Raw genomic sequence first — 24,094 nt, 5'->3', positions numbered from 1 at the left:
TCAGCGCTCCACCAGCACGCCGAGGACCCGTGCGGCGGGTTCGATCACGTCCAGGACGAGGCGCGGGAAGATTCCGAGCACGAGAGATCCGGCCATCAGCGGAATGATCGAAATCGACTCGTGCGGACGGAGATCGGAGAATTCGCCGGAGCGCCGCGCCCCGAGAAACAGCCGCTGATAGGCGCGCAGCAGGAGGGCCGCGGTGATCAGGATGCCGGGAAAGGCGAGTGCGGTGTAGACCGGTGCCGGGGAGAAAGAGCCGGTGAATATCTGGAACTCGGCGATGAAGCCGGAGAAGCCGGGCAAGCCGAGCGAGGCGAAGGCCGCCGCGGCCGTGACGCCGGCGAAGACCGGAGCCTGGGCGGCCAATCCACCGTATGCGTCCATATCGTAGGTGTGGCCGCGGTCGTAGAGCACACCGGCCAGCAGGAACAGCGCGCCGGTAATGAGGCCGTGACTCACCATCTGGGTGAGCGCGCCGGTGACGGCCAGGGCGCGGGCCTGCTCGCTATTGCCCGCGACGAGTCCAGCCGCGCCGATCGCCAAGACGATATAGCCCATGTGGTTGACCGACGTGTAGGCGATCATGCGTTTGAAATTCTTCTGCGCCAGGGCGACCAGGGCACCGTAGAGGACGCTGATCACGCCGACGATCACGATAACCAGGGCGTAGCGCCGCCACGACTCCGGCAGCATGGGCATGGCGATCCGCACGAAGCCGTAGGCGCCCAGCTTCAGCAACACGGCGGCCAGGATCGCCGACCCGGCGGCCGGGGCTTCGGTGTGGGCGGGCGGCAGCCAGGTGTGAAACGGCACTGTAGGCGTCTTGATGGCCAAACCAACCGTGATGGCCGCTAAGGCGAGCGCGCCGCGGGCGACGTTGCCCTCCAAGGGGTTCGCCTCGATCAGCTCCACCATGTCGAAGGTGTGCGGGTTGGCGGCCAGGTATAGCACGATGAAGCCGAGCAGCAGCGCCAGCGAACCGATGAAGGTGTAGAGGAAGAACTGCAGAGCTGCCCGTTTCGCCTGCGCGTGTCCCCATCCGTTGATCACGAAGTACATGCCGACGATCGACAGGTCAAAGAAGACGAAGAACAGCACCAAGTCCAGGGAAACGAACACACCCAGGCACACGGTTTCCAGGAACAGGAAAAGCGCGGCATACCATCGGATCCGCCGCGTCTCCCGCAGTGAGTAGATCGCGCAGGCGAGAAACAGCACGACAGTCATCGCGATCAGCGGCAGGCTGAATCCGTCGACCCCGATGTGATATCCGGAGCGCAGGCTGGAAATCCAGGTGCGCCGCATCTCGAAGGCGAACTCGCCCTCGGCCGGAGGGTTGCGCCGGTAGCGCACCCACAGCACAACCACCAGCGCGACCTCGACCGCGCTCACCGCAACCCACGCCCATCGGACCATGCGATCACCGATGCCAGGCATGGCTACGAGCGCCGCGGCCGCGGCAAGCGGCAGAAATACCAGAACGCTGAGCACGCTCACTTCACCTCTCGTCGTCGCGAATTACTCGCGGCCGGGTCCGGACTCATCGCAGTACCAGCAGGACGAGGGCCAGCACGACAATGCCTACCACCGCCTGGGCGTAGTACTGGTGCACCAGGCCCGTTTCCGGCCGTCGCGCCAACCGGCCGAGGTCGCGCGCTGCGGTGGCGACACCCTGCACCGTGCCGTCGATCGCGCGTTCGACTCGCCGATCGAGGGCGTCGGCCAGTGCCACGGTCGTACGAGCGGCGACGGATACACCGCCGTCGAGCACCCGGTCGTCGAAGGTTGCCAGCCAGCGGGCTGTGGTGAGCGTCGGCATGGTCACCAGGACGTGCGCCGCCCGCTCCAAGCCGAGCCAGTCGGCCAGAATGGCCGGAGCGGGCAGATCGCCGCGCCTGCGGATCACGGTGCCGACCATGGCGATCGCGGCCACGGCCACGACGCCGGACAGCGCCAGCTCCCACCATGTGGTCGCGGGTATGAGTCCGGCATCGACCAAACTCACGAATCCGTTGTGCACGGCGGGAGTCACGCCCGCGCCCGCGCCGACGGTGGCGAGCGCGAGCATCACCAGTGGGAACGACTGTAGGCGGTTGACGCGGCGAGTACCGATCTCTTCGCTGTCCCAGTGCTTTTCGGTGTCGGTGGCGGGCGGTGACCACACCAGGGCAAGGGCTCGTCCGGCGTACAGGGCACTGAGTATCGCCGCGGCGAACCCGGCCAGGAACAGCGCGTTCGAGGATTCACGAGCGGCCGCGAGGACAGCGTCCTTGCTGGGCCACAGCGCGAAAGGTGGCACGCCGGCCAGGCTGAACGCGCCGATCGTGAACGTCACTCCCACAATGGGGTATGCCCGCGCGGCCCCGCGCAGGCCGGTGAGGTTCTTTGTGCCGAGCGCGGTCAGCCAGGCGCCTGCCCCGAGAAAGAGCAGGCTCTTGGTGACGGCGTGCGCGACCAGATGTCCGGTGCCCGCGGTAACGCCGCCCGCACCGGCGGCCAGCACCATCAGGGCGACTTGGGCGCAGGTCGAGGCGGCGAGCAGCTGCTTCAGGTCGCTCTGGCACACCGCAACCGCGCCCAGGGCGATAGCGGTGAGGGCCCCGATCCACGCAGCGGCGGTAGCCGCCCACCCCGTAGCGACCAGAAGCGGTTCGAGACGCAGCAGCAGATAGGCTCCGGCGGCTACCATGGTTGCCGAATGCAGCAGCGCCGACACGGGGCTCGGTCCTGCCATGGCGCGTGAGAGCCAGAAGCTGAACGGCAGCTGTGCTGATTTGCCGAGTGCGGCAATCAGGATGCCCGCTGCCGCGGCGTCGCGCCAGCCACCGTCCAGTCCGGGCATGGCGTCCAGTGCGAGTGTGGCCGAACCTCCGCCCAATGTCGCGCCCGCCGCGAGGTACATGCCCACGTCGCCGGTGCGTGTGGTCAGGAACGCCACTGTGCCGGATGCGGCACGGTATTCGTCGCGCCAGTGGAATCCGATGAGCGCATAGGACGCCGCTCCCATGAGCTCCCAGGCGAACAGCAGTGTGACCAGTGTTTGCGCGGTCACCGTGGCCAGCATTGCCGCGGCGAACATGAGCATCAGGCCGTGGAAACGCGCCGGCGCCTGTTTCGATCCAGTATCGCCCGCTGCGAAGACGAGTACGGCGGTCACGACACCTGCGACGGTCACGATCATCACCGACGACAATCCGTCCACCCGCAGCGTCATCGGGATACCAGCCAGGAATGGAGCCGAGACGGTGGATTGGTCCACAGCATTCAGCACTGCGAGAACCGTTGTCACCGCGGCGGCAGCGATGGCGAGCAGCGTTGCGACGCGGTCGGCGCGCCGCCCGCACAGCAGCAAGGCCGCACCCGCCAGCGCCGGTAGCGCGATCATGGCCCACAGCATGGTCAGCCCTTCAGATCCGCGGCCATGTCGACCATGTCCACATCACGGGCTCGGAAGATGGCCGTGGTCACCGCGAATCCGGCCGCCATCTCCACGGCCATGGCCGTGACCGCAACCAGCACGAGCACTTGAGCGTCGGCCGACGGCCAGATGAAGTACCAGAATGCGGCGGCGGCCACGATGACCGCATTGATCATCAGCTCGAGGCCCATCATGATCATGACAATGGATTGCTGGGACAGCACGCCGTACAGGCCCACGCTGAACAGTGCCGCGGCCAGTACCAGGAACTGCGGCAGACTCATCCGCTCACACCCCCTTCCACGGGATCGTCGGGTCTGCGGCGTTCGAGCCGCTCGCCATAGCGGTCGTATCGGCCACGGTGGGTGGCCAGCACCACCGTCGCCACGATCGTGGTGAACAGCACCAGCCCCACGACGATCATCACCAGCATCTTCGAACCCATGATCGCCTCGCCGAGCGAGGTGGTCGGGTCGGCGGGGTGCGGATCGTCGCGTTCGGGCCAGTCGGCCAGCAGCGCGACACTCGTCAAAGCGACGAACACGACAGCCGAAATCGCCGCGGCCCCTTTCTGGTTGTGCACCATGGTCATGGGCATCAAACCGCCCGGGTTCATCATGTACATGATCATGAAGACCACCATGACGACCATCTCCATGATCATCATCAGCACGACGAGCACCGCGAGGTAGTCCAAGTCGACCAGGAATACCGTCCCGGCCGCGAACACAAAAGAGAGCAGGAGAGCGAAGGTAGCGCGTGCCATCGAATCCAGTCGGAACACCGCGATTCCGGACGTGACCGCGCCGACCGCGCACACCCAGAAGATCACCTGTGCCACCACGGCACCTTTCGTCTCAGCGAACCATCACGATCGAAACCACCAGTGCCTGTAGCAAAATCAGCGGCAGCAAAACCACCCACGCGACCTCCATATAGCGCGACATCCGGATCGCAGGCCAGCGCCGCCCCATCCAGATCAGCACCGCCAGCACGGCCAACGTCTTGATCAGCGACCACAGCCACCCCGGCAGCCAGGGGCCTGCCCCGCCGCCCAGGAACAACGGCACCGCCATCGCCGCGGCCGCGACGAACAACGCTCGACGGCCGACCACCAGCACAAGCCGGTCGACGCCCGACACCTCGGCGAACACGCCACCCGCGATATCTCCGCCGGTCGCCGTGGCGAACGGCGGGGAGAAGGACATGGCGGGCACCGACAGCAGATACACCGCGAACGCCACCGGCATGATCACCGCGAACCACAGATCGTCTTGCTCGGCAACGATATCTGTGATACGCAATGATCCGGCTCCGACAGCGGCGCAGATGAGCGCGAACATATGCGGCAGCTCATAGGCCAGGCCCTGTGCGACGAATCGGTATGCGCCGACCAGTGAGTATGCGGAATTCGCACCCCATCCGGCCAGCCACACCGCCGCCCACGCCACCACTTCGAGGGTGTTGAACCAGACCAGGGACACGCTGCTGTCCACCACCACACTGGTGCCGATCGGCACCAGAGCCGCAGCAAGCACCGCCGCGATCAGCAGCGCCAAACCCCCTGAGCGCCAGAGCAATGTGTCGGCCGCCAGCGTACGGCGGCGTTGCTGCCCGACCAACAGGGTGGCCGATTGCAGCGGAGCCGACACCGCGCCTGTGGCGCGGGCATCGGCGATGCGCGCTCGCAGCACGGAATCGGCGACTTCGACTGCCCACACCAATGCCAAGACGACCACCGGCAGGATCAGCGCCAGCCACCAGGGGGCGGTGTCAATCATGTGCCGCCTCGGTGACTGGCGACGCCCACGCCAGCAGTTCGGCGTCAGGGTCCAGGCTGGCTACGATCAATCGCGCCTCCGATAATTCGGTTCCGGTGAGCAGTGCGGGCAGCGCGTCGATTATCCACCGATCTCGGCGTAGCTGAGCCTCGAGGTACGCGCCCGGCTGCAGGCGGCTTCGATCCCCTCGGTCGGTGTCGCGGATCTCGGCGAGCAAGGCGAGCAGCCGGTCGTGTGTATCTCCCATCAGCCCGAAAGCTGCGCTCGTTTCGTCCGCGATACGCCCCACCTCCCGCAACGACCAGCGCAATAGTCGCGAGCCCGCGACCCGGCGGCCCCATCGATCGAGTCTGACCTCGAAGTCGATGTCCTGCTCGTCGGCAAGCACCTCGTCCCGCAACCGCCGTGCGGCGACAGCCTGGTCCTCCCACCCGGCAACGGCCAGCAGCGTCGCCGCCGAATCGAGCCGGCGTGCAGTGCCCCATCGCCCGGCCTCTCCCACGGTTACCGGCGTTCCCCGGTCGGCCTGTATCCACGGCCGCACCCAGAACGGCTCGCTACCGGCCGGAGTCGGCAGTACCGACACCGTCGCCCCGGAAATCACGTCACCCTGCAGCCGAGTGGTGACCACCAGCCCGGCGGGCCACCACGCCAACACCGGCCCCAGGGGAACGGTTAGTACGTCCAGAGACAGTCCGTCACGATCCGGTGCTCGATCCGCCATCGCCAGCCCACCAGGCAGCATCATCCCCATACCGTGGTCGCCGTGCTCATGGCCACCCGGCGCATGGGTTTCATGACCACCATGCTTGTGACTTGCGTGGCTACTTCCTTGGTGGCCTGTCGAGTGTGTGCCGCGCCGGGGTTCCGGCGAGTCGTGGTGCCCGGACGCGCCCGTTCCATGCCCGCTCACGCTATTCTCGTGTTCGCTGTCGCGAGGATGGCCGTGTATGGGGTCGCTGCCTATGCCACCGGGACGATCATGGAGACCTTGCGCGCCGGAATTCTGCGCATCCGCTGCCGCATGGTCGTGATGCTCCGCGGATTCGCGGCCATTTGTCGAGTGCATGCCGTCGGGAGTTGCGGCAGGCTCGCGCCCGCCATGTTGCTGAGTTACCCGGGGGAAAACGTCGCCGAGCCCGGCACGTAATCGCGCCGCGGCGGACTCGAGGTCGGCGGCAGCGTTGCTGGTATCGGTGATATCGATACGGATTCGCGGCGCCGGTAGCACGTCCTGGATTCGTGCCACATCTGCGGCGAATTCCTTCTCGACAGTTCCGGCGACTACCAGCAGCTCAGCGACAGCGGGGCTGTCGACCGGATACCATCCGAATTCGCGGATAGCCCGCTCCACCGCCAAGCGTGCACTGGTTGCCCCGGGTGCGACCGCCACGAAGGGCGCGATCGCTGCTCGCCGGCGCAGCCATCCGCTCAGACCCACCGCAGCGCCCCTTCCCGCCAGGCGTACAGGACACCGACCATCAACACTGCCAGGAATCCGAACATCTCGGCGACGGCCATCATTCCGATATCGGCGACCACAACCGCCCACGGATACATGAACGCCATCTCCATATCGAACGCCAAGAAGACCATCGCGATCGTGTACCAGCGCACGTGGTACCGCGACATCGCATGCTCAACGGCCGCTGAGCCCGACAAGAAAGGTCCGTTGCCCGGCCCCGCCGGTGTCGACGCCACAGCTGAGGCCGCGGTGTAGATGACCACCAGCGAAGCGACCACGACGACCAGAACCAGGAGTAGATTCATCCGCGCCGGTCACCTCCCGTTCGCTCCTCCGGAGACACTACACAGCGCCCGCCCGATAGTCATGGCCGTCGAACATATGACCCGGCTCCGGTAGGAGCCGAGCTGTCGTCCCCTTGCCGGTCAAGGACCTGCGTCTTCTGCCATCCCATGCAGGCGCGGTGACCGGGGCATCCGCAGAGCGTGTCGGCGTCTTTCTCCCGACCCGGTACCGTGGATTCTGTCACAACCACAGCATTGTTACGTACCTGGGCAGTAGATTGTTGCCGTTGGAATAACACCGTGTTCGCCGCCCCACTCCGGGTGTAGATCACGAGCTGTCCGAGGCCTGCGGGCGGGAGAATCTGGCCTGAATGATGCGGGATCAACCGAGTTCCTCAGCAGAGGCTGACCGGGCGGTACGCCGGGACGTCAGCCGTCGCTGGCGGCGCGTTGACCCCAGGGCCATCCGCGGGCGAAGTCGCCGATGGAGCGATCACGACTACCGCCCGGCGCCAACCGGCTACAGTTCGACCAGTTCGGCACCTTCTTGCTCTATAAATGGTGTTGTGAGGCTCGTGGATCGGTTGCGATGCGGTGGCCCGGTCGTGGCGCTGCTGGCCGCGGTCTTGTTGGTCGTGCCGATGATCGACTGCTCGGCGGCTCGCGGTGAGGTGCACATCCACGCTTCGGCGCCCGAGGGGCCCGGCCATCACCTCACGTCATCGTCGGTGGGCGGTCATGTCCACGCGGTGATCGTCGATTCGGTGGACGGTCATTGCTGGGCGCATCTCGATCACTGCATCGCCAAGTCGGTGGTGCGTGGCGCCGCAGAGAATCTTCCGCCGCAGCAACTGCTGTTCGCCCTGGTGTCGGCGCTGCTCGTTGTTGTTGCCGCCCGGGGTATCGCGCCCGGAGGGGTGCGTGGTCCGCCGATCTCGCGGGTGCCCGTCGTTGGTGGACGGGCAACTCTGACGCAGTTCTGTATCGCTCGACGCTGACAGGTCAGCGCCAGGCCGGCGTGTTGTTTTCCGCCGGCCGGTGTGTGCTGCCTGCTCACGTCTGCACCGCCTCCCGGGCGGTTCGATACAGAAAGCGACAGTCATGGACAAGCTCGTGCTCGATGCGCGCACCGATCGTTCCGCGGCCCTGGTGGGCGCGCCCGCGCCGGTTCGGTCCCCGCACTCGCTGATCGGCAATACGCCGGTGTTGTGGGTCGGTGCGCCGCTGGCGCCTGAGGGCCGGGGATTCTGGGCGAAGCTCGAAGGATTCAATCCTGGCGGGATGAAGGACCGGCCCGCGCTGCATATGGTGCGCAAGGCCGAGCAGCGCGGTGATCTGGCGCCGGGGGCGCGGATCGTCGAATCCACCAGCGGCACTCTTGGTTTGGGATTGGCGCTGGCGGGGATCGCCACTCGTCACCCGGTGACGGTGGTCACGGATCCGGGTCTGGAGCCGATCGTCGCGCGGATGCTCACCGCCTACGGCACCCAGGTCGACGTCGTCACCGAGGCACATCCCACGGGCGGCTGGCAGCAGGCCCGCCGTGACCGGGTCGCGCAGCTGCTGGCTGGTGAGCCCGATGCGTGGTGCCCGGATCAGTACAGCAACCCCGACAATGTCGACGGCTATGAATCGCTGGCGCTCGAGTTGGTCGAGCAGTTCGGCGGTGTGGACGTGCTGGTGTGCGCGGTCGGCACCGGAGGGCACTCGGCGGGGGTGGCGCGGGTGCTGCGCCGGTTCAATCCAGATATGAAGCTGATCGGAGTCGACACGGTGGCGTCCACGAACTTCGGCCAGCCCGCGGGGCCACGGCTGATGCGGGGACTCGGATCGAGCATCTACCCGATCAACGTCGACTACGACGCATTCGATGAGGTGCACTGGGTCGCGCCGTCGGAGGCGGTCTGGGCGTGCCGCACCCTGGCGGCGACCCATCACGCGAGCGGCGGTTGGAGCGTCGGCGCGGTGGCGCTGGTCGCGGGCTGGGCGGCCCGCACCCACGACACCGACACCCGGATCGCCGCGGTGTTCCCCGACGGGCCGCACCGCTACTTCGACACCATCTACAACGACGCCTACTGCGAGCAGCACGGCCTGCTCGACGCGGACCCGCCGGTGGAACCGGACACGATCACCCATCCCGCCGAGCGGGTGGTGCGGTCGTGGACTCGAACCACCACCGTCATCGATCCGCGGCAGTTCATCCACAACCGGGAGTTGGCCTCGTGAACGTCCTGGCGAAATTCCGCAACTTCGACCTGCCCGCCCGGCTGTTGATGATCAACCAGTTCGGCATCAACCTCGGCTTCTACATGCTGATGCCCTACCTGGCCGGCTACCTGGCCGGCCCGCTCGGGCTGGCGGCCTGGGCGGTCGGGCTGGTGCTGGGTGTCCGGAACTTCTCCCAGCAGGGCATGTTCCTCATCGGCGGCACCCTGGCCGACCGGTTGGGCTACAAGCCGCTGATCGTCGCGGGCTGCCTGCTACGCACCGGCGGCTTCGCGCTGCTGGTGTTCGCCACCTCCCTGCCGGGACTACTAATCGCCTCGGCAGCGACCGGGTTCGCCGGAGCGCTGTTCAACCCGGCCGTGCGCGCCTACCTGGCCGCCGACGCCGGTGACCGCCGAGTCGAGGCGTTCGCGGTGTTCAACATCTTCTATCAGGCGGGCATACTCGCCGGTCCACTGGTCGGGCTGGCGTTGATGGCCCTCGACTTCCGGCTGACCGCCGCTGTTGCGGCGGTGGTGTTCGCGATCCTGACCGTGGCGCAATTGTTCGCCCTGCCCACACGGCGAGCCGAGACCCCCGCCGAGCGCACCTCTGTGCTCGACGACTGGCGCACCGTGGTCGCGAACCGCCGGTTCGTGTGGTTCGCGGTGGCGATGACCGGCTCCTACGTGCTGTCGTTCCAGGTTTACCTCGCCCTGCCGCTGCAGGCGGAGTTCGTCGCGGGAGCGCGGTCGCAGGCGCTGGTCTCGGCGCTGTTCGTCATCTCCGGCGTGGTCGCGGTCGCCGGACAACTGCGCATCACCACCTGGTTCCGCAACAGGTGGGGCACCGGCCGAAGCCTGGTCGTCGGGCTGGGCATACTCGCGGCCTCGTTCGTCCCGCTGGTGGCCATCCCGGCCCCTGATCGGTTCGGTGTCCCCGCCGCGGCCGCCGCGTTGCTCGTGTCGGCGGCATTGCTGGCCGTGGGGACCGCAGCGGTGTTCCCATTCGAAATGGACACCGTCGTGTCCTTGTCCGGTGGGAAGCTCGTCGCCACGCACTACGGGTTCTACAACACCGTCGTCGGCGTCGGCATCCTCACCGGCAACCTCGCCACCGGCGCCGTGGTCGGCGCCGCCCGCGCCGCCGGCACGGACTGGGCGGTCTGGGCCGGTCTGACCGTGATCGGTGGTATCGCCGCATTCGCCCTCCATCTTCTCGACCGCCCGCAGCGCGCAGAGGAAACGGGCCGTTCGCAGTCGACGGGCGCGCGCGGGCGCCACCGCATGCCCGAAAAACACACCATCGGCCCAGCACCAGCCGAGCAGGAATTCGAGTACACCGGACGCGGCCACTGGCCAACAAAGACCCCCGCGGGGCGACGCTGACCGACCACACACGGTGTTGGTGCTGTTGGTCCGTAAGCAGGTCCATGCCGACCTGTTGACGGACCGGCGGTCGCCGGGTGTGGTGATGTATGGGGTTCAGGATGCGAGAGTGGCCGTATAGCCGAGCTTTTCGACAGCTGCGAGGATGTCGGCGATGTCAGTGGTGCTGGGATCGAGTTCGACGATGCTGCGACGGTTCTTCATCGTCGTGCGTGCCCTGTGGACGCCGGGGAGGTCTTCGAGGGTGTCGTCGATGAGCAATGCGCAGCTACCGCAGTGCATGCCCTCGATGCGGAGTTCGTGGGTGCTGGTGGCCATGTCGGTTCGGTCCTTTCAGGCGATGGTGATGACGCCGGAGTACATGCCCATGCCGCAGGTGTAGGCGAGTCGGCCGGGTTGCAGCACGCCGAGGTCGACGCGGGTTTCTCCCTTGACGGGCAGGATCTTCTCGATATTGCGGTCGGGAATGACGAAATAGCGGACGCAACCGGATGCGTTGTCGGACTTGATCACCAGGGTGGTCGGGACGCCGGCTTCGGCTGCGATGGTGTGGGGGGTGTAGGAGCCGGTGCGGGCGGTGATCGTGACCGTTTGGGTTCCCTCGGTCACGGAGGCGGCCGGCGCGTCCGGCGCCGGGCCCGCTGGTGTGAGCGACTGTGTGATGCTGCTGGCCGCGAGCGGGGACCCCGCCAGTTCCAGTCCGCCGTTGAGGGTGTAGAGGCCCATGGCGAGCACGACCAATCCTGTGGCCAGGCCGAGCCTGCCGCGCCAGGCGGTGGCGGCCAGGCGGGCGGCGTATCCGAGGACCGCAAATAGCGGTCCGGTGCCGAGTACGAACACGGCCATGATCGCCGCGCCCTGTACGGCAGAACCGGAGGCGAGCGCGAGCGCGGCGACCGACAGGGTCACCCCGCATGGGATGAGGACGGTCACCAGGCCCAGCAGCGCGGGCGCGACGGCGGCCTGGGAACGGGCCTGTTTACGGACCAGCCGCGTCCAAGCGGCGGGTGGTTCGATCACGATCCGGCGGAAACCGGGGGCGCCGAGCTGGGCGAGCCCGAAGGTCACGATGAGCAGTCCGGCGCCGATCTGCAGCCAGGTACGCACCCCGAGAGAAAGCTGGACGGCACCACCGAGTGTCCCGAGCAGAGCACCGAACAGGGTATGGGACAGGAGTTTCCCGGCGAGGAATCCGCCGACGGGGGTGAGGTCGTCGGCCAATCGGGTCGACCACCGGACGGGCACGTCGTAGACGGTGCTGCGGCCCGCCACGGCGGTCGCGGGTGCGACCGTAGTGGCCTGTGCGTCGGCGCGCTGGCGGCTGATCAATCCGGTGAGCAGTCCGCCCTGTACGGCGGCACATGAGATGCCACCGGCGAACAGGCCGGTGGTGAGGACGGCGAGGAGGTTCACGTGAGTTCCTGAGGGCAAGGGTGGACATGGGAAGACGCGCGGATACCACCGACCGGCCGCGATGCGGATCGATCGAAGGTGTTGGGTTCCTATGTCCGGAGCACGCAGAGCTGCGCGAGGGTGGGTGCTCGCGGTAACGCCGTGCTGGCCGCATAGGTGGGTCCGGCCCGGATCGGGCACACGACCGTCACCACGGTTCGGCGCAGGCGCAGGATCGAGGCCGCAAACCAGCTGAGGACACCGACCAGGCAGGCGGCGAGGATGCCACCGAGCATCGTCGGATCGTCGGCCGCATCGGCGACGGTCGTCATGATCTCGAGCGTGCCGGCAGCCAGGTTCACGAGGTCACCGATGCCGACATTTTCGGCCGCCGTCGCGGAGTGCATGCCCATGTGCGGCATCGAGATGGACATCGGCATCCGCTCCTGGCACTGGAGGCCGTGCCTCAGCGCGATGCCCGCGAGCGCCGCCAACACCACGAGAAGTCGCGCAGACACGCGGCGCGAGGGCGAGGTGGCGTTCATCCGCGCGATAGTACCCACCGACTACGGCGCTTGTAGTAGGAGGCGGTACGCAAGGGATCCGACCTTGACCTTCCCCCTTCGCTGGAAGGTTGATCCTGTGAGGCGAGATGGCCCCGACCCGCACCCGTTGGTCCAGGTGGCGCCCGTATCCGTCGTCGACCGAAAGGCTTAGATCTTGTCGTTTCACGTTCAGCCATCGTCGAGCCGATGCCGGGCGCCGTTGGCCCGTCGCACCCATGCCTGCTTCGGGATCAGCCCGTTCAGCAGCTACTTCACCACCGAGCGGATCACCGACCTGGCCCGCTGGGGCTTCGCCGAGTTCGACGGCGCGCATTTCTTCGTTCCGGACCTGCCCGCGGCCTACACGCTGGAGGCGCTGGGCTATCCGCAGGCGCGGGCCGCGCACAAGGCCCGCCGTCAGGGCCAGTACGTGCGCAACAAGATAATTCGGGCGCTCACCGAAGTGGGTGTGGGCGAACCGGAGGGTTTGGTCCTCGGCTGGTCGGAGCTCGACTCGAACAGTCGCTACCGGCATCTCCTCGAGCAAGCACAGTGCCAGTTCGACAGTGATCCGGAATTCCGGGCCGAATGCCTGGACGCATCGCGATGGGTTCTGGAAAACCGCCTGCCAGCGGGCATTTCGGCCACCACCGACCAACTGCGCTCGGCGGTGCGATACCTGCTCGCCGAGCTTCCTTTGTTCACCGACACCGGCGGCATCGTCGGTGTCGCGTCCTCGGCGTTCTGCTACCACCAGGACGTCGCGTTCCTGCGGCGGCTCTACGGCGGTGAGCTGACCTGGCGGCCGGTCGAGGGCCAGGGGTTCGGTGTGGTCACCGAGCCTGCCTACGCCGAGGGCTGAGCATCGGATTCGATGATCCAGCACACCGCGGCGTGGTCGTGCTCGCGGCGGCTCGGCCCGCGTCGGGCAGTAGCGAGCAAGGCTTCCAGATGAGTTTCGAGGGTGACGAGTTCGGCGATCTGGGCACGGACCTGGTCCAGTCGCCTGCTGAGCACGTGTTCGACGTGACTGCAGGGCGCCTCTCCGCTGTCCACGATGGTCAGTATCTGGCGGGCCTCGGCCAGCGAGAGTCCGGCGGCTTGCGCGCGGCGGATGAATTGCAGCCGGGTGATGTGGTCGTCGCTGTAGTCGCGGTAGCCACTGGTGGTGCGCGCGGGCTCGGGCATGAGCCCTTCCTGCTCATAGAAGCGAATGGTCTTCGAGCTGATCCCGCTGGCCGCGGCCAGCTCGCCTATCCGCATCGCGCCTCCTGTTCACAGGATGGTTCGCCGGAATCCACGCTTGACCTTCCATCCTACTGGAAGGTTCACACTGGTGGCGGAGCGCTCGCCGAGCAACCCGAAACAGCAACAAGTAGACCGGTCGGTATACACGTCCCGAACACATTCCCTGAACTGGTCAAGGAGACAGCTGATGGTACCCAACCTACTCACCAACCTGCAGTCCTGGTGGAACTGCCAGCTGATGATGCTGGGCCTCGCCGACTGCGGCATGTGCCGCATGATGCAGTAGCAAGAGGTGGCGGTGAAAACCGCTGGGGATACTCCGCCGTGCCCGCCTGCCCGATCGGCATCGGCGATGATGCCGTTCATGATGCGCGGGCACGGCACACGCGCGAACAGCGACTCCGGCCCGATCAGCGATCTGCCGCATGCGGAGGTGTCGGTGACCCCGCGGCCGATCCCAGGCGCGGGTCCGCGCGGCGCTGGTTGCGGCACCACTGCCCTCGGTACGCACGCTCGGATTCGTCGCCCCCCACCGCCGCCGCACTGAACCTACCCGCCGAACATCGGGTAGGCAGCTATGAGTCCCGACAACCGCAGAGTTCGTTGCAGACCAGCCCCCTGCACCAGCTGTCGTTATTCGACGCCACGGGATCCTCGAATACAAGGCAATAGTTGCGGCGCTTGAAGATCGCTTCGGATGCAGGCCGGGACAGCCGCCCGGGATTGTCGGAGAATTCGCGGATGCTAAGAATTTACGATAGCTGCTACTATTCTGCCTAGTAGTTAGTGGTAAGTTGTCGAGTGTGTTAGGGCTCAGGTATCGACTGAGGCGTCACCGAGTGGTGGCGGCCCTGGTGGTAGGTGCCCTGGCCCTGATTGGTGTGGGCTTGGTCCACTGGTCGCTGCTCTCGGCGGACGAGGCGCACGGGCCGCATCGGCATGCCGAAGCGACTGTCGCGGTTGCGTCCGCGGTCGACGGATCGGCGCCCGTGTCGGCGCGAACCGATTCGAGTGGTTTCGGGCACTCGCATGTGCATCACGCCGGGCCCGACCTGTCCGGTGACGCGATCCTCGTTGCGCTGCCGCCACGGGTTGGTGATCACGGGCGTCTGCTGGCGGTGCTGGCCGCAGGGGGCGCCATCGCGGCGAGCGCTGTCCTCCCTTCGCAATTGACGGTGCGGGGCCCGCCTTCCACCGTCTTGTTTGCCGCGCGTTCGCGGTTCATTTTGAACGAAATCTGTGTCAGTAGGTGCTGATCGGCACGAATAGGCGTCGAGCCTTCTCGCGAGCCTGTTCGTGCTGTTTCACCTAATTCCGCCCATGGGCGGCTGACTCAGATCGGATTCGAACGTGAATGCTGTCTCTGTACTACCTGTTGTATCGTCGATCAAGCGATCTCCCGCTGCGTCCCCGGCACCTGTCGAATCGCCTTCGGGGTTGGTGGGTAATACGCCTGTGATGTGGATCGGCGAACCATTTGCCGACGACAGGCGGGGCTTTTGGGCCAAACTCGAGGGTGCGAATCCGGGCGGAATGAAAGATCGCCCGGCCCTGCACATGGTGGCACGCGCCAAGGCGCGAGGCGATCTCGCTCCGGGGGCAACGATCATCGAGTCGACCAGCGGCACCCTCGGTCTCGGCTTGGCGTTGGCGGGAATGGTGTATCACCATCCCGTCACCCTCGTCACGGACCCGGGGATGGAACCGATGATGGTCCACATGTTGCGCGCCTACGGTGCGTCGGTGGACTTCGTGACCGAGCCACATACGACCGGGGGCTGGCAAGAAGCCCGGCGGGCGCGTGTGCGCGAACTGCAGTTGGCGACACCGCACTCGTGGTGCCCGGATCAGTATCAGAACCCAGATAACGTCGATGCTTACGAGTCGCTGGGGTTGGAGCTGATCGATCAGCTCGGCCACATCGATGTGCTGGTGTGCTCAGTCGGGACTGGAGGACATTCCGCCGGGGTGGCCCGGACGCTGCGTCGTTTCAATCCCGAGCTGACATTGATCGGGGTCGACACCATAAACTCCACCATCTTCGGCCAGCCGGCGAGTACTCGGCTGATGCGTGGCCTGGGATCGAGCATCTACCCGCGCAACGTGGACTACGGCGCGTTCGATGAGGTCCATTGGGTCGCGCCGGCCGAGGCCGTTTGGTCCTGCCGTGCCCTTGCCTCGACCCACCTGGCCAGCGGCGGATGGAGTGTCGGAGCGGTCGCCTTGACATCGGGCTGGGTCGCGCGCAACAGTGCGCCGGGCACCCGGATTGCCACGGTGTTTCCCGACGGTCCCCACCGGTACTTCGACACCGTCTACAACGATGAGTACTGCCGCCGCCACGGTCTGCTCGACGTGCCTCCCCCGATCGAACCCGCCACGATTTCCCATCCCGGCGAGCGTGTGGTGCAGTCCTGGACCCGCTGCACGACCGTGGTAGACCCGACAGCAGGCTGACGATGACCCGGCGGTACTCGGGCTCGCGGGATGCCGGAAACGCGGCGCCGGTTCGCCGTGGGGGCGGTGCACCGATCCCGAACCGACTCGGCTACCTCGGCCGAGCCGGTGAAAAGGCGCAAGGGTGGCAGGTCTCGACTCCCGGCATCGAGACACTGAACGCCGCGGCACGCGGTGAGCGGGACGCGCTGGCCGAGGTAGCCAGGGCGATCCAGCGGTTCGCGGTGCCCTATTGCAGAGCTCGGCTGCGCGGGGACTGCGGATTCCGCGCAGCAGACACGGTTGCGACGCAGGTATGCCTGGACGTGCTTGCCGGACTTTTCCGCAACGGCGCAGGGAGCCTGCCCTTTCTCGAGGTCGTGTACCCGGCGACCGCCAGCAGGGTAGACGAGGCGATCCGCGGGCCGCACGCGCCGGGCCCGCCACGCTCACGGCCTCTGATGCAGTCGCTCTGCGGCCTTGAACGGGAGACACTCCTCCTGCGCGTGGTCGTCGGTCTGACATCACAGCAGACCGGCCACGCCCTGGGACTTTCCGCACCCGAAGTCCAACGGTATGCGCATCGAGCACTGAACCGACTCCGGAAGGAGATGACGTGAAGCGACAACTGCGACCCGCGCAGCGCAAGCCTGCAGGATTTGGACGCACACGATCCGGAGAGGCTGCCAACGATTGTCATTGACAACGATCAGTTGGATTCGCACACGGGTGAGTCGATCACCTGGCGCTATGAGCCATCTCGGCGCGCCCACCGATACGGCTCCTCTGCTGTAAACCGGGGGTCGAAGGATCGAATCCTCATATCACACAAAACAAAAGGCCAGGCCAGGGCCGGTACGTGAAGTTGACAAGCGCCCTCATGTCATCAATTAGCGATGACTGTGCCATCACCAAAACCGGGCTAAAGGGACATCAAATAGGCGAAAACAGCCCCCTACCTGGTGTTATAGCAGATTGAAATGGTGGGCCTAGAAGGACTTGAACCTCGTTGGGACACTCGGCGTTTCACCAGGTCAGCGAGCTGATCCTTGCGTAACACTGCCGCTCGACTGCCGTTTCACGACGCGTCACTACATTTCACGACAGACCATACCAGCTGTGGTGATGAAACGGTCATCACCAGGTGAACACAACGATTCGATGCTCCGGTGATGACGGCGTCATCACCGGATCGGGCCCAGCGGAGTGCAGATCTTCACAGGGGCCGGTGCCGCCCGCAGCTCACCAGCCCGACCTGGCGACCGAACATAGACCAACTGACCGGACTAGACGACGACACGCCGCTGCTGTTGGCTTGGACCGCTGTGCTGAGACTGCGAGGGCTTGCTGTGGATTCAGATAGCGGGTGGGGAAACTCGGGTGTAGACCGCCGCGGGGCTGGTGCCACCGGGTGTGGTGACGGTGTGGTTGGTCCCTCCGGCGGCTCCTGCAGGCGCGGTGGCGACGATTTGGGTGTTGGAGATGACGGTGAACGCCGCGGGTGTGGCGCCGAACAGCACCGAGGTTGTTTGGGCAAGGTTGGCACCGGTGACGGTGACGGTGTTGCCGCCGGTGGTGGGTCCCTGGGTGGGGCTCACGGCGCTGAGTGACGGCGTCGCGGCGTAGGTGTGTCGGCGGGTGTCGAGCAGCCCCAGCCGGATCCGTACCCCGGTCGCATCCGCCACTCGCACCTGCCACCGCGGCCGCGCCCGCGGCCCGACCACTACCACCCGTCCCGCTGCCCTCAGCTGCCCAGCGAGCAACGCGGACACCCGCTGGGCCGCGGCCTTGGATCCGAATATGAGCGCATCGTCGCCGGCCGCGAACCGCACTAGCGTGACCAGTTCGACAGGATCGGCGTGGTCATCTCGTGGTGCGGTGCACAGCTCTTGGGCCGCCATGTCGGTCGCCGACTGGAAATCGCCATCCACACCCGTCACCGTGCCAGCACACCCCGACCTGCTCCGTGACCGGACCCGGCGCGCCGGGCGTGCGGGTGTCGAGGCACCGCAACATCAGCCGACGAGTCATGACCTGACGGCTGCTACGTCGGCACCGACACGGTGACCATCGAACCCGCCACTGATGACCGCATCGCCACCGTCTTGCGGCAGATGATCGTCCGGACCGTCACAGACGGCGAAAACAAGTTCCCACGAAAGTGTTACGGCTCTGGTCTGCATCGCGCCAAGCGAGCATGCCGAAGCCGCGCCGACGACGCGGCCTGGCTACTGACAGCAGTATCACCGAAGCACGAGGACCAGGAAGGGGCTCACCAATGCAGAAGCCTTTAGTATGTCTCGACAGCTGATGGTCGAAGGTGTTGGATACCCGACAAGGCTTTCGTTGCAGGTACCAGCACCACAGGCGCGCCGCTCCAGCGCAACGGCTTGGGAGGGGGTTTCCCGCATGGACATCGACCTGACATGTCCACACTGCCATCAACTCGACCTAGTGCAGAGCGTGCCTGCCGTGCACGCCGAGGGCGTATCAACCAGTTCGGGAACGGATATCTATACCGGGGTCGGAGTAGCGTCGACTGGCCTGGTCCCGGTAATCGGCTCCGCCACCGTCGCGCGCACGCACACCAGCACGCTCGCACAGAGTCTGGCTCGCGAGCCCGCCCGTACCCCGGCCGGGTGGCTGACCTTCTTCGGTCTGGTGCTGCTCTTCCCCGTAATGTGCTGGCTCATTCCGGCTATCGCCTCGATCGTTCAGCCAGATCCTGGGCATTCCCGCATAGTCGCCTTACTCTCCACCCTCTACTTCTCCGTCGCGCTGTCCATACCGGGCGCGCTCGTGCTCAGCGTTGCCATTCCACGTATCCGCCGCAACGGCAGGATCATCAAGGGCCGGCCCACCGCGCACACCGTGTGGCAGGCCGGTTTCTACTGCCATCGGTGCGGTCTCGCGTTCTGGCCGTACTCTCCGGCGCCAGGTGTCCCTGCTCGGCAGGCGTTCGCGCCACAGCACTTCCGTTGGTTCGTCTGGAATGCCGGGGGCTACGCGAACGCCTGAGCGCGACGGCCCCGCGAACGCTGCCGGGGGCGGTCTTGAATACAGGGCTTGAATGGCCGCCACCATGTCAGGCTGGAGGCCGGACGTCGCGGGCATTGATCTCAGTCCGCAATCCTCGCCAGCTCGGATGCCGCAGCGCGCCGACGAACTCTCGATATTCGACCGTGCCCACCAGTTGTGGTTGCACCCAGCGCGCCGCCCTCACCCGCCAGATGGTGCCGGTCGGTCGAACGGACTGTCGGTTGTGGTCAAGGCCATCAGCCGCTCGAGCAGTGCACGGCGCGCTGCCATGGTGAAGCCCGTGCCGACGTGCCCGACGTAGACCAACCGGCCCGACTCGTCGTAGGCACCAAGGATCAGGGAGCCGAGCGCTCCACCCTCTCCACCACCGCTGCTGGGAACCCAGCCTGCGACGATCACCTCCGTCGTCTGCCGGATCGCCGTCTTCAACCACAGCCGAGACCGTGTACCAGGGCGGTAAACGGATCTATTGACCGAACTAACGGGCAACACGCCGATGGTGAGGCGACCCGTCGGGGTCAGCTGACTGCGGTCGGGCAGCGGCGAAGAGGTCGGGCCAGGATCTCATCCCGGCCGAGTAAGGAGAACTGCACGCCGTGGCGATAGACAGCGGCGCATATTCACCTGGGCGAACAACCGCAGATTCGTTGCCGGTTCGTAGGGCGGGGCAGTTCCGCGAGTGGTGCATCGTGGCGCCGACCCGATGCTGTCACACACCGGAGGAACGCAGCGCGCGGGCTCCGTCGCTGCCAAGTCTCGGGCTACCCGGTGTTCGCACCTGGACGCCGCTGCCACGCCTACCGGTGCCGACCCACCCCTAAAGACCGCTTGGTTTGTTATACCGGTAGGCTACCGCTCGTGGCGCGTGTTCCGGCGCCGATGCTCGCGACGGCAGGCCGGGTTCCCGCCGATGACGACCTGCGGTACGCCTATGAATTCAAATACGACGGCATCAGGTGCCTTGCCCGGATCGCCGGCGATACCTGCCGTCTGATCACCCGCAACGGCAACACGATCACGCACAGTTTTCCGGAGATCGCCGAAGAGTTGATCGCCCTGGCGGCGGGCAGGGAGCTGGTCCTCGACAGCGAGATCGTTACCCCCGACCGCGCCGGGATCCCGCGGTCCGCGCTGATGAGCCAGCGCCTGGGGTGATGTGGCCCAGCCGCACCCTGCTGCGCACGGTTCCGGCCCAGGCCTACGTCTTCGATCTGCTGCACGTCGACGGCCGCGACCTGCGGGACCTGCCGTATTTGGCTCGCCGCGCGCAGCTGGCGCAGCTGGAGTTGCCGCACGGCCTGATCCGAATCAGCCCCTTCTACCTCGACATCCCGGTCTCGCGGATGCTCGAAGTCGCCGCCGAGCACCGGCTCGAGGGTGTTGTCGCCAAACGCATCGACGCGTCGTATCGCAGTGGGAGATCCCAGGCCTGGCTCAAACTGCCGTTGCGGCGCACCACCGAGGTGGTGGTGGTCGGCTGGCTGCCCACCCGCGCGAATCCGCTGTTCGGTTCCCTGCTCATCGCCGCCCACGACGCCGACCAACGGCTGATCCTGCTGGGTGGGGTCGGGAGCGGGTTCAGCAGCAGCGCCCGCCGCGCGCTGCACCGCGAGTTGCTGGGCCTGTCCACCCCGACTCCGCCGGTCACCGGCGTCGCGCCCGCCTCACTGGTCGGCGCCGCGCGCTGGGTGAATCCGCGGCTGGTAGGTGAGGTCGCCTACCGGGAGCGGACCGCTTCGAGCTTGCGGCATCCCAGCTGGCGGGGTTTGCGCCCGGACCGAGAGGTGCACGAGGTAAAACTGCCCGCTCCAGATAACTGAGCAGCTCGTGCTCGCAACGCACGATAATGGCTCCCCTTTATGTCAAGAGACGGTTTGTAATTGATTAGGCTGGGTGGTGGTGAGTCCGGGTTGTGGCTTGTCCGAAGGATCGGTGGTCGGGGTGAAGCCGGTCGCGCTGGAGTCAGTAGTCGCCCCCAGGTGCCCTCCCGGGCTCGCCGCTTCTCGTCGTCGCTGGTCGGTGAGCATCCGCTGGTAGACGATATTGGACAGCCGCCGTTTCAACGCGCGCATCGCTTCCATGGAGGTCTTCCCAGCGGCTTTCTTGCTGTCGTAGTAAACCCGGCCTGCGGTCGGGTTACGTAGTTGGACCACGGCCATGATGTGCAGGACGTGGTTGATTTTCCGGTTGCCGGCGCGGGAGAGCCGGTGTCGCTGCTGCTGACCGGAGGAGGCGTCCAAGGGTGCGGTGCCGTTCCAGGACGCGAACCGGTCCCGGGAGGCGAAACGGTGGATGTTGTCGGTATCGGCGAGAAGCCGTGCCGCACCGGAGGGGCCGATGCCGTGCAGGTCCATCAGGGTCGACCCGCACGCGATCACCAACTGTTTGAGTTCTTTGTCCGCGGCTTTGGTTTTCCGGTCGACGACCTCGAGATCGTCGATCAACTCTGTCACCAGCCGCAGCCGGACTCTGGCCGCGGCATCGCCCGGTTCGAGGGCCTCGGCCAGGGCGCGGGCCTGCATCGCCGACAGGAACCTCTTCGCACCACCGGGTATCAACTCCAACAGCAGCCGGTGTATCCGGTTCACCAGTTCGGTGCGGGCACGACCGAGCTCGTCACGACGATCGACCAGCAGACCCAACGCGACCAGCTCCGGATCCGCCTGTACACGACGCAGATTCGGTGACCGCAATGCTGCCAGCGCGACAGAATGGGCATCGACCGGGTCGGTTTTACGGCCATTGCCGGTAGCGAACACCCGCACCTGCGCCGACAGTTTCGCGGGCACGTCAATCACGGTCTCGCCGTCGGCGATCAGCCGGTGCGCCACATGCCGACCGACCCCGTTGCATCCCTCGATCGCCCACACACGCTGCGGGAATCGTTGTGCGGCGGCGAGCATTTCGTTGTATCCGGCGGTATCGGTGCCGTAACGGCCGGTAGCGAGGATCTTCGAGTTCGAATCGATGATTTCGATGGTGGCCGAGCGTTTGTGCGGGTCCATTCCGATGATGACCGGCATCGGTATCCTTCCAGATCGACGGAGGGGTATCCGTGCGAGAAGGCACCGCTACTTCGAGCCAGAGCAGACCCCTTTCCAGCCACACCCGCACGGTAACCCGGTAGGACGCAAGCCATTAGCGAGCCACACCGATAATGCTGGCGGGCAGCCGATTAGAGAGCTTCCCACCGGGTACCTGGGACTGATCCTGGCCGGGATCACGTCCTACCACCAGTCTTAAGTAGCCGCATACCGTGCGCTCACAAACGTCCGCAGTACGTCTCCTCAAGGAGACGGTGGCATTGACATGACGGGGCGAAGAACGGCAACCCGGCAACCCGATGGCCGGCGAACTCCGCGACCATAACCGCCCGGAACCGGTGCCTAACTTCTCGAATATTTCGATGCCGCCCGGGATCTTTCCGCAGCGACGGTCCCGGCCTGCTGCACGTTCAGGTAGTTGGCCAGACCGAACAGGGTCGGTGTCCGATTTGACGACAATTTCGCAGGAGGATCGTCGGTAATACCGGCTGTAGCTGGTCCGGTGTCCCGTTTGACCGAAACGGCCGCTGCGGTTGCGAAACCGGGCTCATACTTGTTCGGCCGGGTCTTCACAACCAAGCTGGAGCGGTATAACGCTATCCGGCCAGCGTTCGCGCCGCTGATTCGTTGTTCGAGCACACACAACCGTGGGAGGCGCAAGTGACTGAGATCGACATGGAAGTCAAGGAACTGTTCGTGCCGTTTTCGGAGATGACCAATGACGAGCCGGAGGAACCACGCCCCACTGGTCTGTCCTACGGCAGGCTGTACAACGATCGCTCCTACCCCATCGTGGTTGGCCGGAAATCCGGTGGAAAGTACCGTTCCCTGTGCACCTTGGCTCCCGGCAGCACCACCGAGGCGGATTGGTGGGAAACCGACGAGATGTACCTCTCGCGCATCAGGAGATTCGACTACCACATCTCATTCGAATACGGACCTGTGGGCTCGACCGGCTGGACGCTCCACTACGAAGTCTATGCGCGCATGCCAGCCGGTACGACCAACATCAGCCGATTCATCTGACGCTCAGCGACCGACGGCGGGCGACACCGAGCCCGCTGGTGGAGCAGCTTAGGCCGCAGCGGGTTTGAAGGTAGCGGCGACTGTTGTCGGGCGCGCTGAGTCGGGATTCCGCCATCACTGGACCGACCGATGGTGGCCACATCTGTCGAAGGAGAGGAAGCAGCTCCCCTTTGTCATGACGGACTTCGATCGGTGGACAGACGAGGACGAGGACGAGACTCAGCCGGGTCTCAACCTATCCGACCTCGGATCGGACGGTGACGACGACAGCGATTCCGTCGAAGAATGCCGGCCCGAGGACAAGAGACGAGGTGCCACAAAGTCATCGGCTGCTGCACGAGTTCGTCGCCCGCTTTGCGGGCGACGAGTCCGAGCAATGCACGAAAATGCCGATGATCGCGTTCCGCTACTTGGCGGGCGCGATGCATGCGAAAATTGGGACGACACCAAAAGTGCTCTGCGGCAGGACATCACGTCTTCCTTGACCGCTGGTGATGAGTGAGATCGCTGGCCTTGACGTACGGAGAGAGACATGACAACAGTCCCCAAGATCACCTAACCAGCGAACGGCACGAAGGACCTCGGCCAAAATCCTCGGGTCTCGGGAACCGCCGAGCCCGGTCAGCCCATAACTGTCTGCTTGGTCAACAGCGGGCAGGTGCTCGCCGAGGGGGTTTCCGATTCGAGCGGCAACTGGGTAATGGATACTCCACTGCCGACCGGTACCTGGTCCGTAATCGCAGCGCGCTACCACGACAATAGGTCGCAGCCGTCGGAACCCATCACGATTGCCCCATAACTCTTGACATCTAGATCG

Annotated in this window: 28 protein-coding genes; 13 read left to right on the top strand and 15 right to left on the bottom strand. The window is 65.8% G+C overall.

What is annotated here, in order from left to right; all coding sequences use genetic code 11:
* The 6 genes from LTT66_RS12510 to LTT66_RS12485 are packed head-to-tail and all read right to left on the bottom strand — an operon-like array spanning position 1 to position 5,950.
* Positions 1-1,494: a complex I subunit 4 family protein gene (locus LTT66_RS12510; RefSeq protein ID WP_233067022.1), complete on the bottom strand. Its 1,494-nt coding sequence runs from the start codon at positions 1,492-1,494 to the stop codon at positions 1-3.
* A gap of 49 nt (positions 1,495-1,543) precedes the next feature.
* Entirely contained in the window at positions 1,544-3,388 is a 1,845-nt protein-coding gene (locus LTT66_RS12505; RefSeq protein WP_233067019.1) for a proton-conducting transporter transmembrane domain-containing protein, read from the bottom strand.
* Between the two features lie 14 nt (positions 3,389-3,402).
* Positions 3,403-3,705 carry an NADH-quinone oxidoreductase subunit NuoK gene (gene nuoK, locus LTT66_RS12500; protein WP_233067017.1) on the bottom strand — a complete coding sequence of 101 codons (303 nt, stop codon included), beginning with the start codon at positions 3,703-3,705 and terminating at the stop codon, positions 3,403-3,405.
* A complete protein-coding gene (locus LTT66_RS12495) occupies positions 3,702-4,262 on the bottom strand; it encodes an NADH-quinone oxidoreductase subunit J (protein WP_332909678.1) in 561 nt (186 codons plus the stop codon). Before LTT66_RS12495 ends, nuoK begins: the two co-directional genes overlap by 4 nt.
* A gap of 16 nt (positions 4,263-4,278) precedes the next feature.
* On the bottom strand, positions 4,279-5,202 hold the full coding sequence (locus LTT66_RS12490) for an NADH-quinone oxidoreductase subunit H (protein ID WP_233067013.1): 924 nt from the start codon (positions 5,200-5,202) through the stop codon (positions 4,279-4,281).
* Positions 5,195-5,950: a hypothetical protein gene (locus tag LTT66_RS12485; RefSeq protein ID WP_233067011.1), complete on the bottom strand. Its 756-nt coding sequence runs from the start codon at positions 5,948-5,950 to the stop codon at positions 5,195-5,197. Before LTT66_RS12485 ends, LTT66_RS12490 begins: the two co-directional genes overlap by 8 nt.
* A gap of 174 nt (positions 5,951-6,124) precedes the next feature.
* On the opposite strand from LTT66_RS12485, the gene LTT66_RS12480 reads away from it, so the two are divergent.
* On the top strand, positions 6,125-6,352 hold the full coding sequence (locus LTT66_RS12480; protein ID WP_233067009.1) for a hypothetical protein: 228 nt from the start codon (positions 6,125-6,127) through the stop codon (positions 6,350-6,352).
* A 281-nt stretch (positions 6,353-6,633) separates the two neighbouring features.
* Here the strand turns inward: LTT66_RS12480 and LTT66_RS12475 are convergent, their stop codons facing one another.
* A complete protein-coding gene (locus LTT66_RS12475; protein ID WP_233067007.1) occupies positions 6,634-6,972 on the bottom strand; it encodes an NADH-quinone oxidoreductase subunit A in 339 nt (112 codons plus the stop codon).
* Positions 6,973-7,556: 584 nt separating this feature from the next.
* On the opposite strand from LTT66_RS12475, the gene lpqS (LTT66_RS12470) reads away from it, so the two are divergent.
* The 3 genes from lpqS (LTT66_RS12470) (at position 7,557) to LTT66_RS12460 (ending at position 10,547) form a co-directional block, all read left to right on the top strand.
* Positions 7,557-7,949, top strand: a complete 393-nt coding sequence (gene lpqS / locus LTT66_RS12470; RefSeq protein ID WP_233067005.1) for a putative copper homeostasis (lipo)protein LpqS — start codon at positions 7,557-7,559, stop codon at positions 7,947-7,949.
* A 103-nt stretch (positions 7,950-8,052) separates the two neighbouring features.
* Entirely contained in the window at positions 8,053-9,180 is a 1,128-nt protein-coding gene (locus tag LTT66_RS12465) for a PLP-dependent cysteine synthase family protein (RefSeq protein ID WP_233067003.1), read from the top strand.
* A complete protein-coding gene (locus LTT66_RS12460) occupies positions 9,177-10,547 on the top strand; it encodes an MFS transporter (RefSeq protein ID WP_233067001.1) in 1,371 nt (456 codons plus the stop codon). The genes LTT66_RS12465 and LTT66_RS12460 overlap by 4 nt, the downstream gene beginning before the upstream one ends.
* Before the next feature lie 96 nt (positions 10,548-10,643).
* Here LTT66_RS12460 and LTT66_RS12455 read toward each other — a convergent pair whose 3' ends face one another.
* From LTT66_RS12455 to LTT66_RS12445, 3 genes are all read right to left on the bottom strand, one after another.
* Complete coding sequence (locus LTT66_RS12455) at positions 10,644-10,865, bottom strand: heavy-metal-associated domain-containing protein (RefSeq protein ID WP_233066999.1); 222 nt, start codon at positions 10,863-10,865, stop codon at positions 10,644-10,646.
* 15 nt (positions 10,866-10,880) lie between these two features.
* A complete protein-coding gene (locus LTT66_RS12450) occupies positions 10,881-11,960 on the bottom strand; it encodes a sulfite exporter TauE/SafE family protein (RefSeq protein ID WP_233066997.1) in 1,080 nt (359 codons plus the stop codon).
* 89 nt (positions 11,961-12,049) lie between these two features.
* The gene (locus LTT66_RS12445) at positions 12,050-12,433 is read right to left on the bottom strand and encodes a hypothetical protein (protein ID WP_233066995.1); all 384 of its coding nucleotides are present in this window, start codon (positions 12,431-12,433) and stop codon (positions 12,050-12,052) included.
* Positions 12,434-12,704: 271 nt separating this feature from the next.
* Between LTT66_RS12445 and LTT66_RS12440 the strand changes: the two genes are divergently transcribed.
* Positions 12,705-13,346 (top strand): tRNA-dependent cyclodipeptide synthase, encoded by a 642-nt coding sequence (locus LTT66_RS12440; protein ID WP_233066993.1) that lies wholly within the window; start codon positions 12,705-12,707, stop codon positions 13,344-13,346.
* On the opposite strand, the gene LTT66_RS12435 is transcribed toward LTT66_RS12440, so the two are convergent.
* The gene (locus LTT66_RS12435) at positions 13,331-13,747 is read right to left on the bottom strand and encodes a heavy metal-responsive transcriptional regulator (protein ID WP_233066991.1); all 417 of its coding nucleotides are present in this window, start codon (positions 13,745-13,747) and stop codon (positions 13,331-13,333) included. The two genes, LTT66_RS12440 and LTT66_RS12435, sit on opposite strands and share 16 nt — an antisense overlap.
* An 824-nt stretch (positions 13,748-14,571) precedes the next feature.
* Here LTT66_RS12435 and lpqS (LTT66_RS12430) point away from each other — a divergent pair.
* From lpqS (LTT66_RS12430) to LTT66_RS12420, 3 genes are all read left to right on the top strand, one after another.
* A complete protein-coding gene (gene lpqS, locus LTT66_RS12430) occupies positions 14,572-14,988 on the top strand; it encodes a putative copper homeostasis (lipo)protein LpqS (RefSeq protein ID WP_233066989.1) in 417 nt (138 codons plus the stop codon).
* 202 nt (positions 14,989-15,190) lie between these two features.
* Positions 15,191-16,189: a PLP-dependent cysteine synthase family protein gene (locus tag LTT66_RS12425; RefSeq protein ID WP_233069162.1), complete on the top strand. Its 999-nt coding sequence runs from the start codon at positions 15,191-15,193 to the stop codon at positions 16,187-16,189.
* Between the two features lie 2 nt (positions 16,190-16,191).
* Positions 16,192-16,788, top strand: a complete 597-nt coding sequence (locus tag LTT66_RS12420; RefSeq protein WP_233066987.1) for a sigma factor-like helix-turn-helix DNA-binding protein — start codon at positions 16,192-16,194, stop codon at positions 16,786-16,788.
* A gap of 735 nt (positions 16,789-17,523) precedes the next feature.
* Here LTT66_RS12420 and LTT66_RS12415 read toward each other — a convergent pair.
* Complete coding sequence (locus tag LTT66_RS12415) at positions 17,524-18,108, bottom strand: IPT/TIG domain-containing protein (protein ID WP_233066985.1); 585 nt, start codon at positions 18,106-18,108, stop codon at positions 17,524-17,526.
* 469 nt (positions 18,109-18,577) lie between these two features.
* Between LTT66_RS12415 and LTT66_RS12410 the strand changes: the two genes are divergently transcribed.
* Positions 18,578-19,186, top strand: a complete 609-nt coding sequence (locus tag LTT66_RS12410) for a hypothetical protein (RefSeq protein WP_233066983.1) — start codon at positions 18,578-18,580, stop codon at positions 19,184-19,186.
* A 67-nt stretch (positions 19,187-19,253) separates the two neighbouring features.
* On the opposite strand, the gene LTT66_RS37385 is transcribed toward LTT66_RS12410, so the two are convergent.
* Both LTT66_RS37385 and LTT66_RS12405 read right to left on the bottom strand, forming a co-directional pair.
* Positions 19,254-19,358 (bottom strand): hypothetical protein, encoded by a 105-nt coding sequence (locus LTT66_RS37385; protein ID WP_408638840.1) that lies wholly within the window; start codon positions 19,356-19,358, stop codon positions 19,254-19,256.
* A 29-nt stretch (positions 19,359-19,387) separates the two neighbouring features.
* Complete coding sequence (locus LTT66_RS12405) at positions 19,388-19,636, bottom strand: ATP dependent DNA ligase (RefSeq protein WP_233066981.1); 249 nt, start codon at positions 19,634-19,636, stop codon at positions 19,388-19,390.
* Positions 19,637-20,065: 429 nt separating this feature from the next.
* Here LTT66_RS12405 and LTT66_RS37065 point away from each other — a divergent pair, with 429 nt between their 5' ends.
* Both LTT66_RS37065 and LTT66_RS37060 read left to right on the top strand, forming a co-directional pair.
* Complete coding sequence (locus tag LTT66_RS37065) at positions 20,066-20,362, top strand: ATP-dependent DNA ligase (protein WP_269822003.1); 297 nt, start codon at positions 20,066-20,068, stop codon at positions 20,360-20,362.
* Positions 20,362-21,027 carry an ATP dependent DNA ligase gene (locus LTT66_RS37060; RefSeq protein ID WP_269822018.1) on the top strand — a complete coding sequence of 222 codons (666 nt, stop codon included), beginning with the start codon at positions 20,362-20,364 and terminating at the stop codon, positions 21,025-21,027. The genes LTT66_RS37065 and LTT66_RS37060 overlap by 1 nt, the downstream gene beginning before the upstream one ends.
* A gap of 42 nt (positions 21,028-21,069) precedes the next feature.
* Here LTT66_RS37060 and LTT66_RS12390 read toward each other — a convergent pair whose 3' ends face one another.
* Positions 21,070-22,212 carry an IS110 family RNA-guided transposase gene (locus LTT66_RS12390; protein ID WP_233069157.1) on the bottom strand — a complete coding sequence of 381 codons (1,143 nt, stop codon included), beginning with the start codon at positions 22,210-22,212 and terminating at the stop codon, positions 21,070-21,072.
* Positions 22,213-22,911: 699 nt separating this feature from the next.
* On the opposite strand from LTT66_RS12390, the gene LTT66_RS12385 reads away from it, so the two are divergent.
* Positions 22,912-23,277, top strand: a complete 366-nt coding sequence (locus tag LTT66_RS12385) for a hypothetical protein (RefSeq protein WP_233066979.1) — start codon at positions 22,912-22,914, stop codon at positions 23,275-23,277.
* 257 nt (positions 23,278-23,534) lie between these two features.
* On the top strand, positions 23,535-23,762 hold the full coding sequence (locus tag LTT66_RS12380) for a hypothetical protein (RefSeq protein ID WP_233066977.1): 228 nt from the start codon (positions 23,535-23,537) through the stop codon (positions 23,760-23,762).
* Positions 23,763-24,094: the final 332 nt, after the last annotated feature.

Origin of the sequence: Nocardia gipuzkoensis (genome assembly GCF_021183645.1) — a bacterium.
Lineage (GTDB): Bacteria > Actinomycetota > Actinomycetes > Mycobacteriales > Mycobacteriaceae > Nocardia > Nocardia abscessus.
The sequence above is the reverse complement of the archived record's forward strand: the minus strand, read 5'-3'. Positions and strand labels throughout refer to the sequence as shown.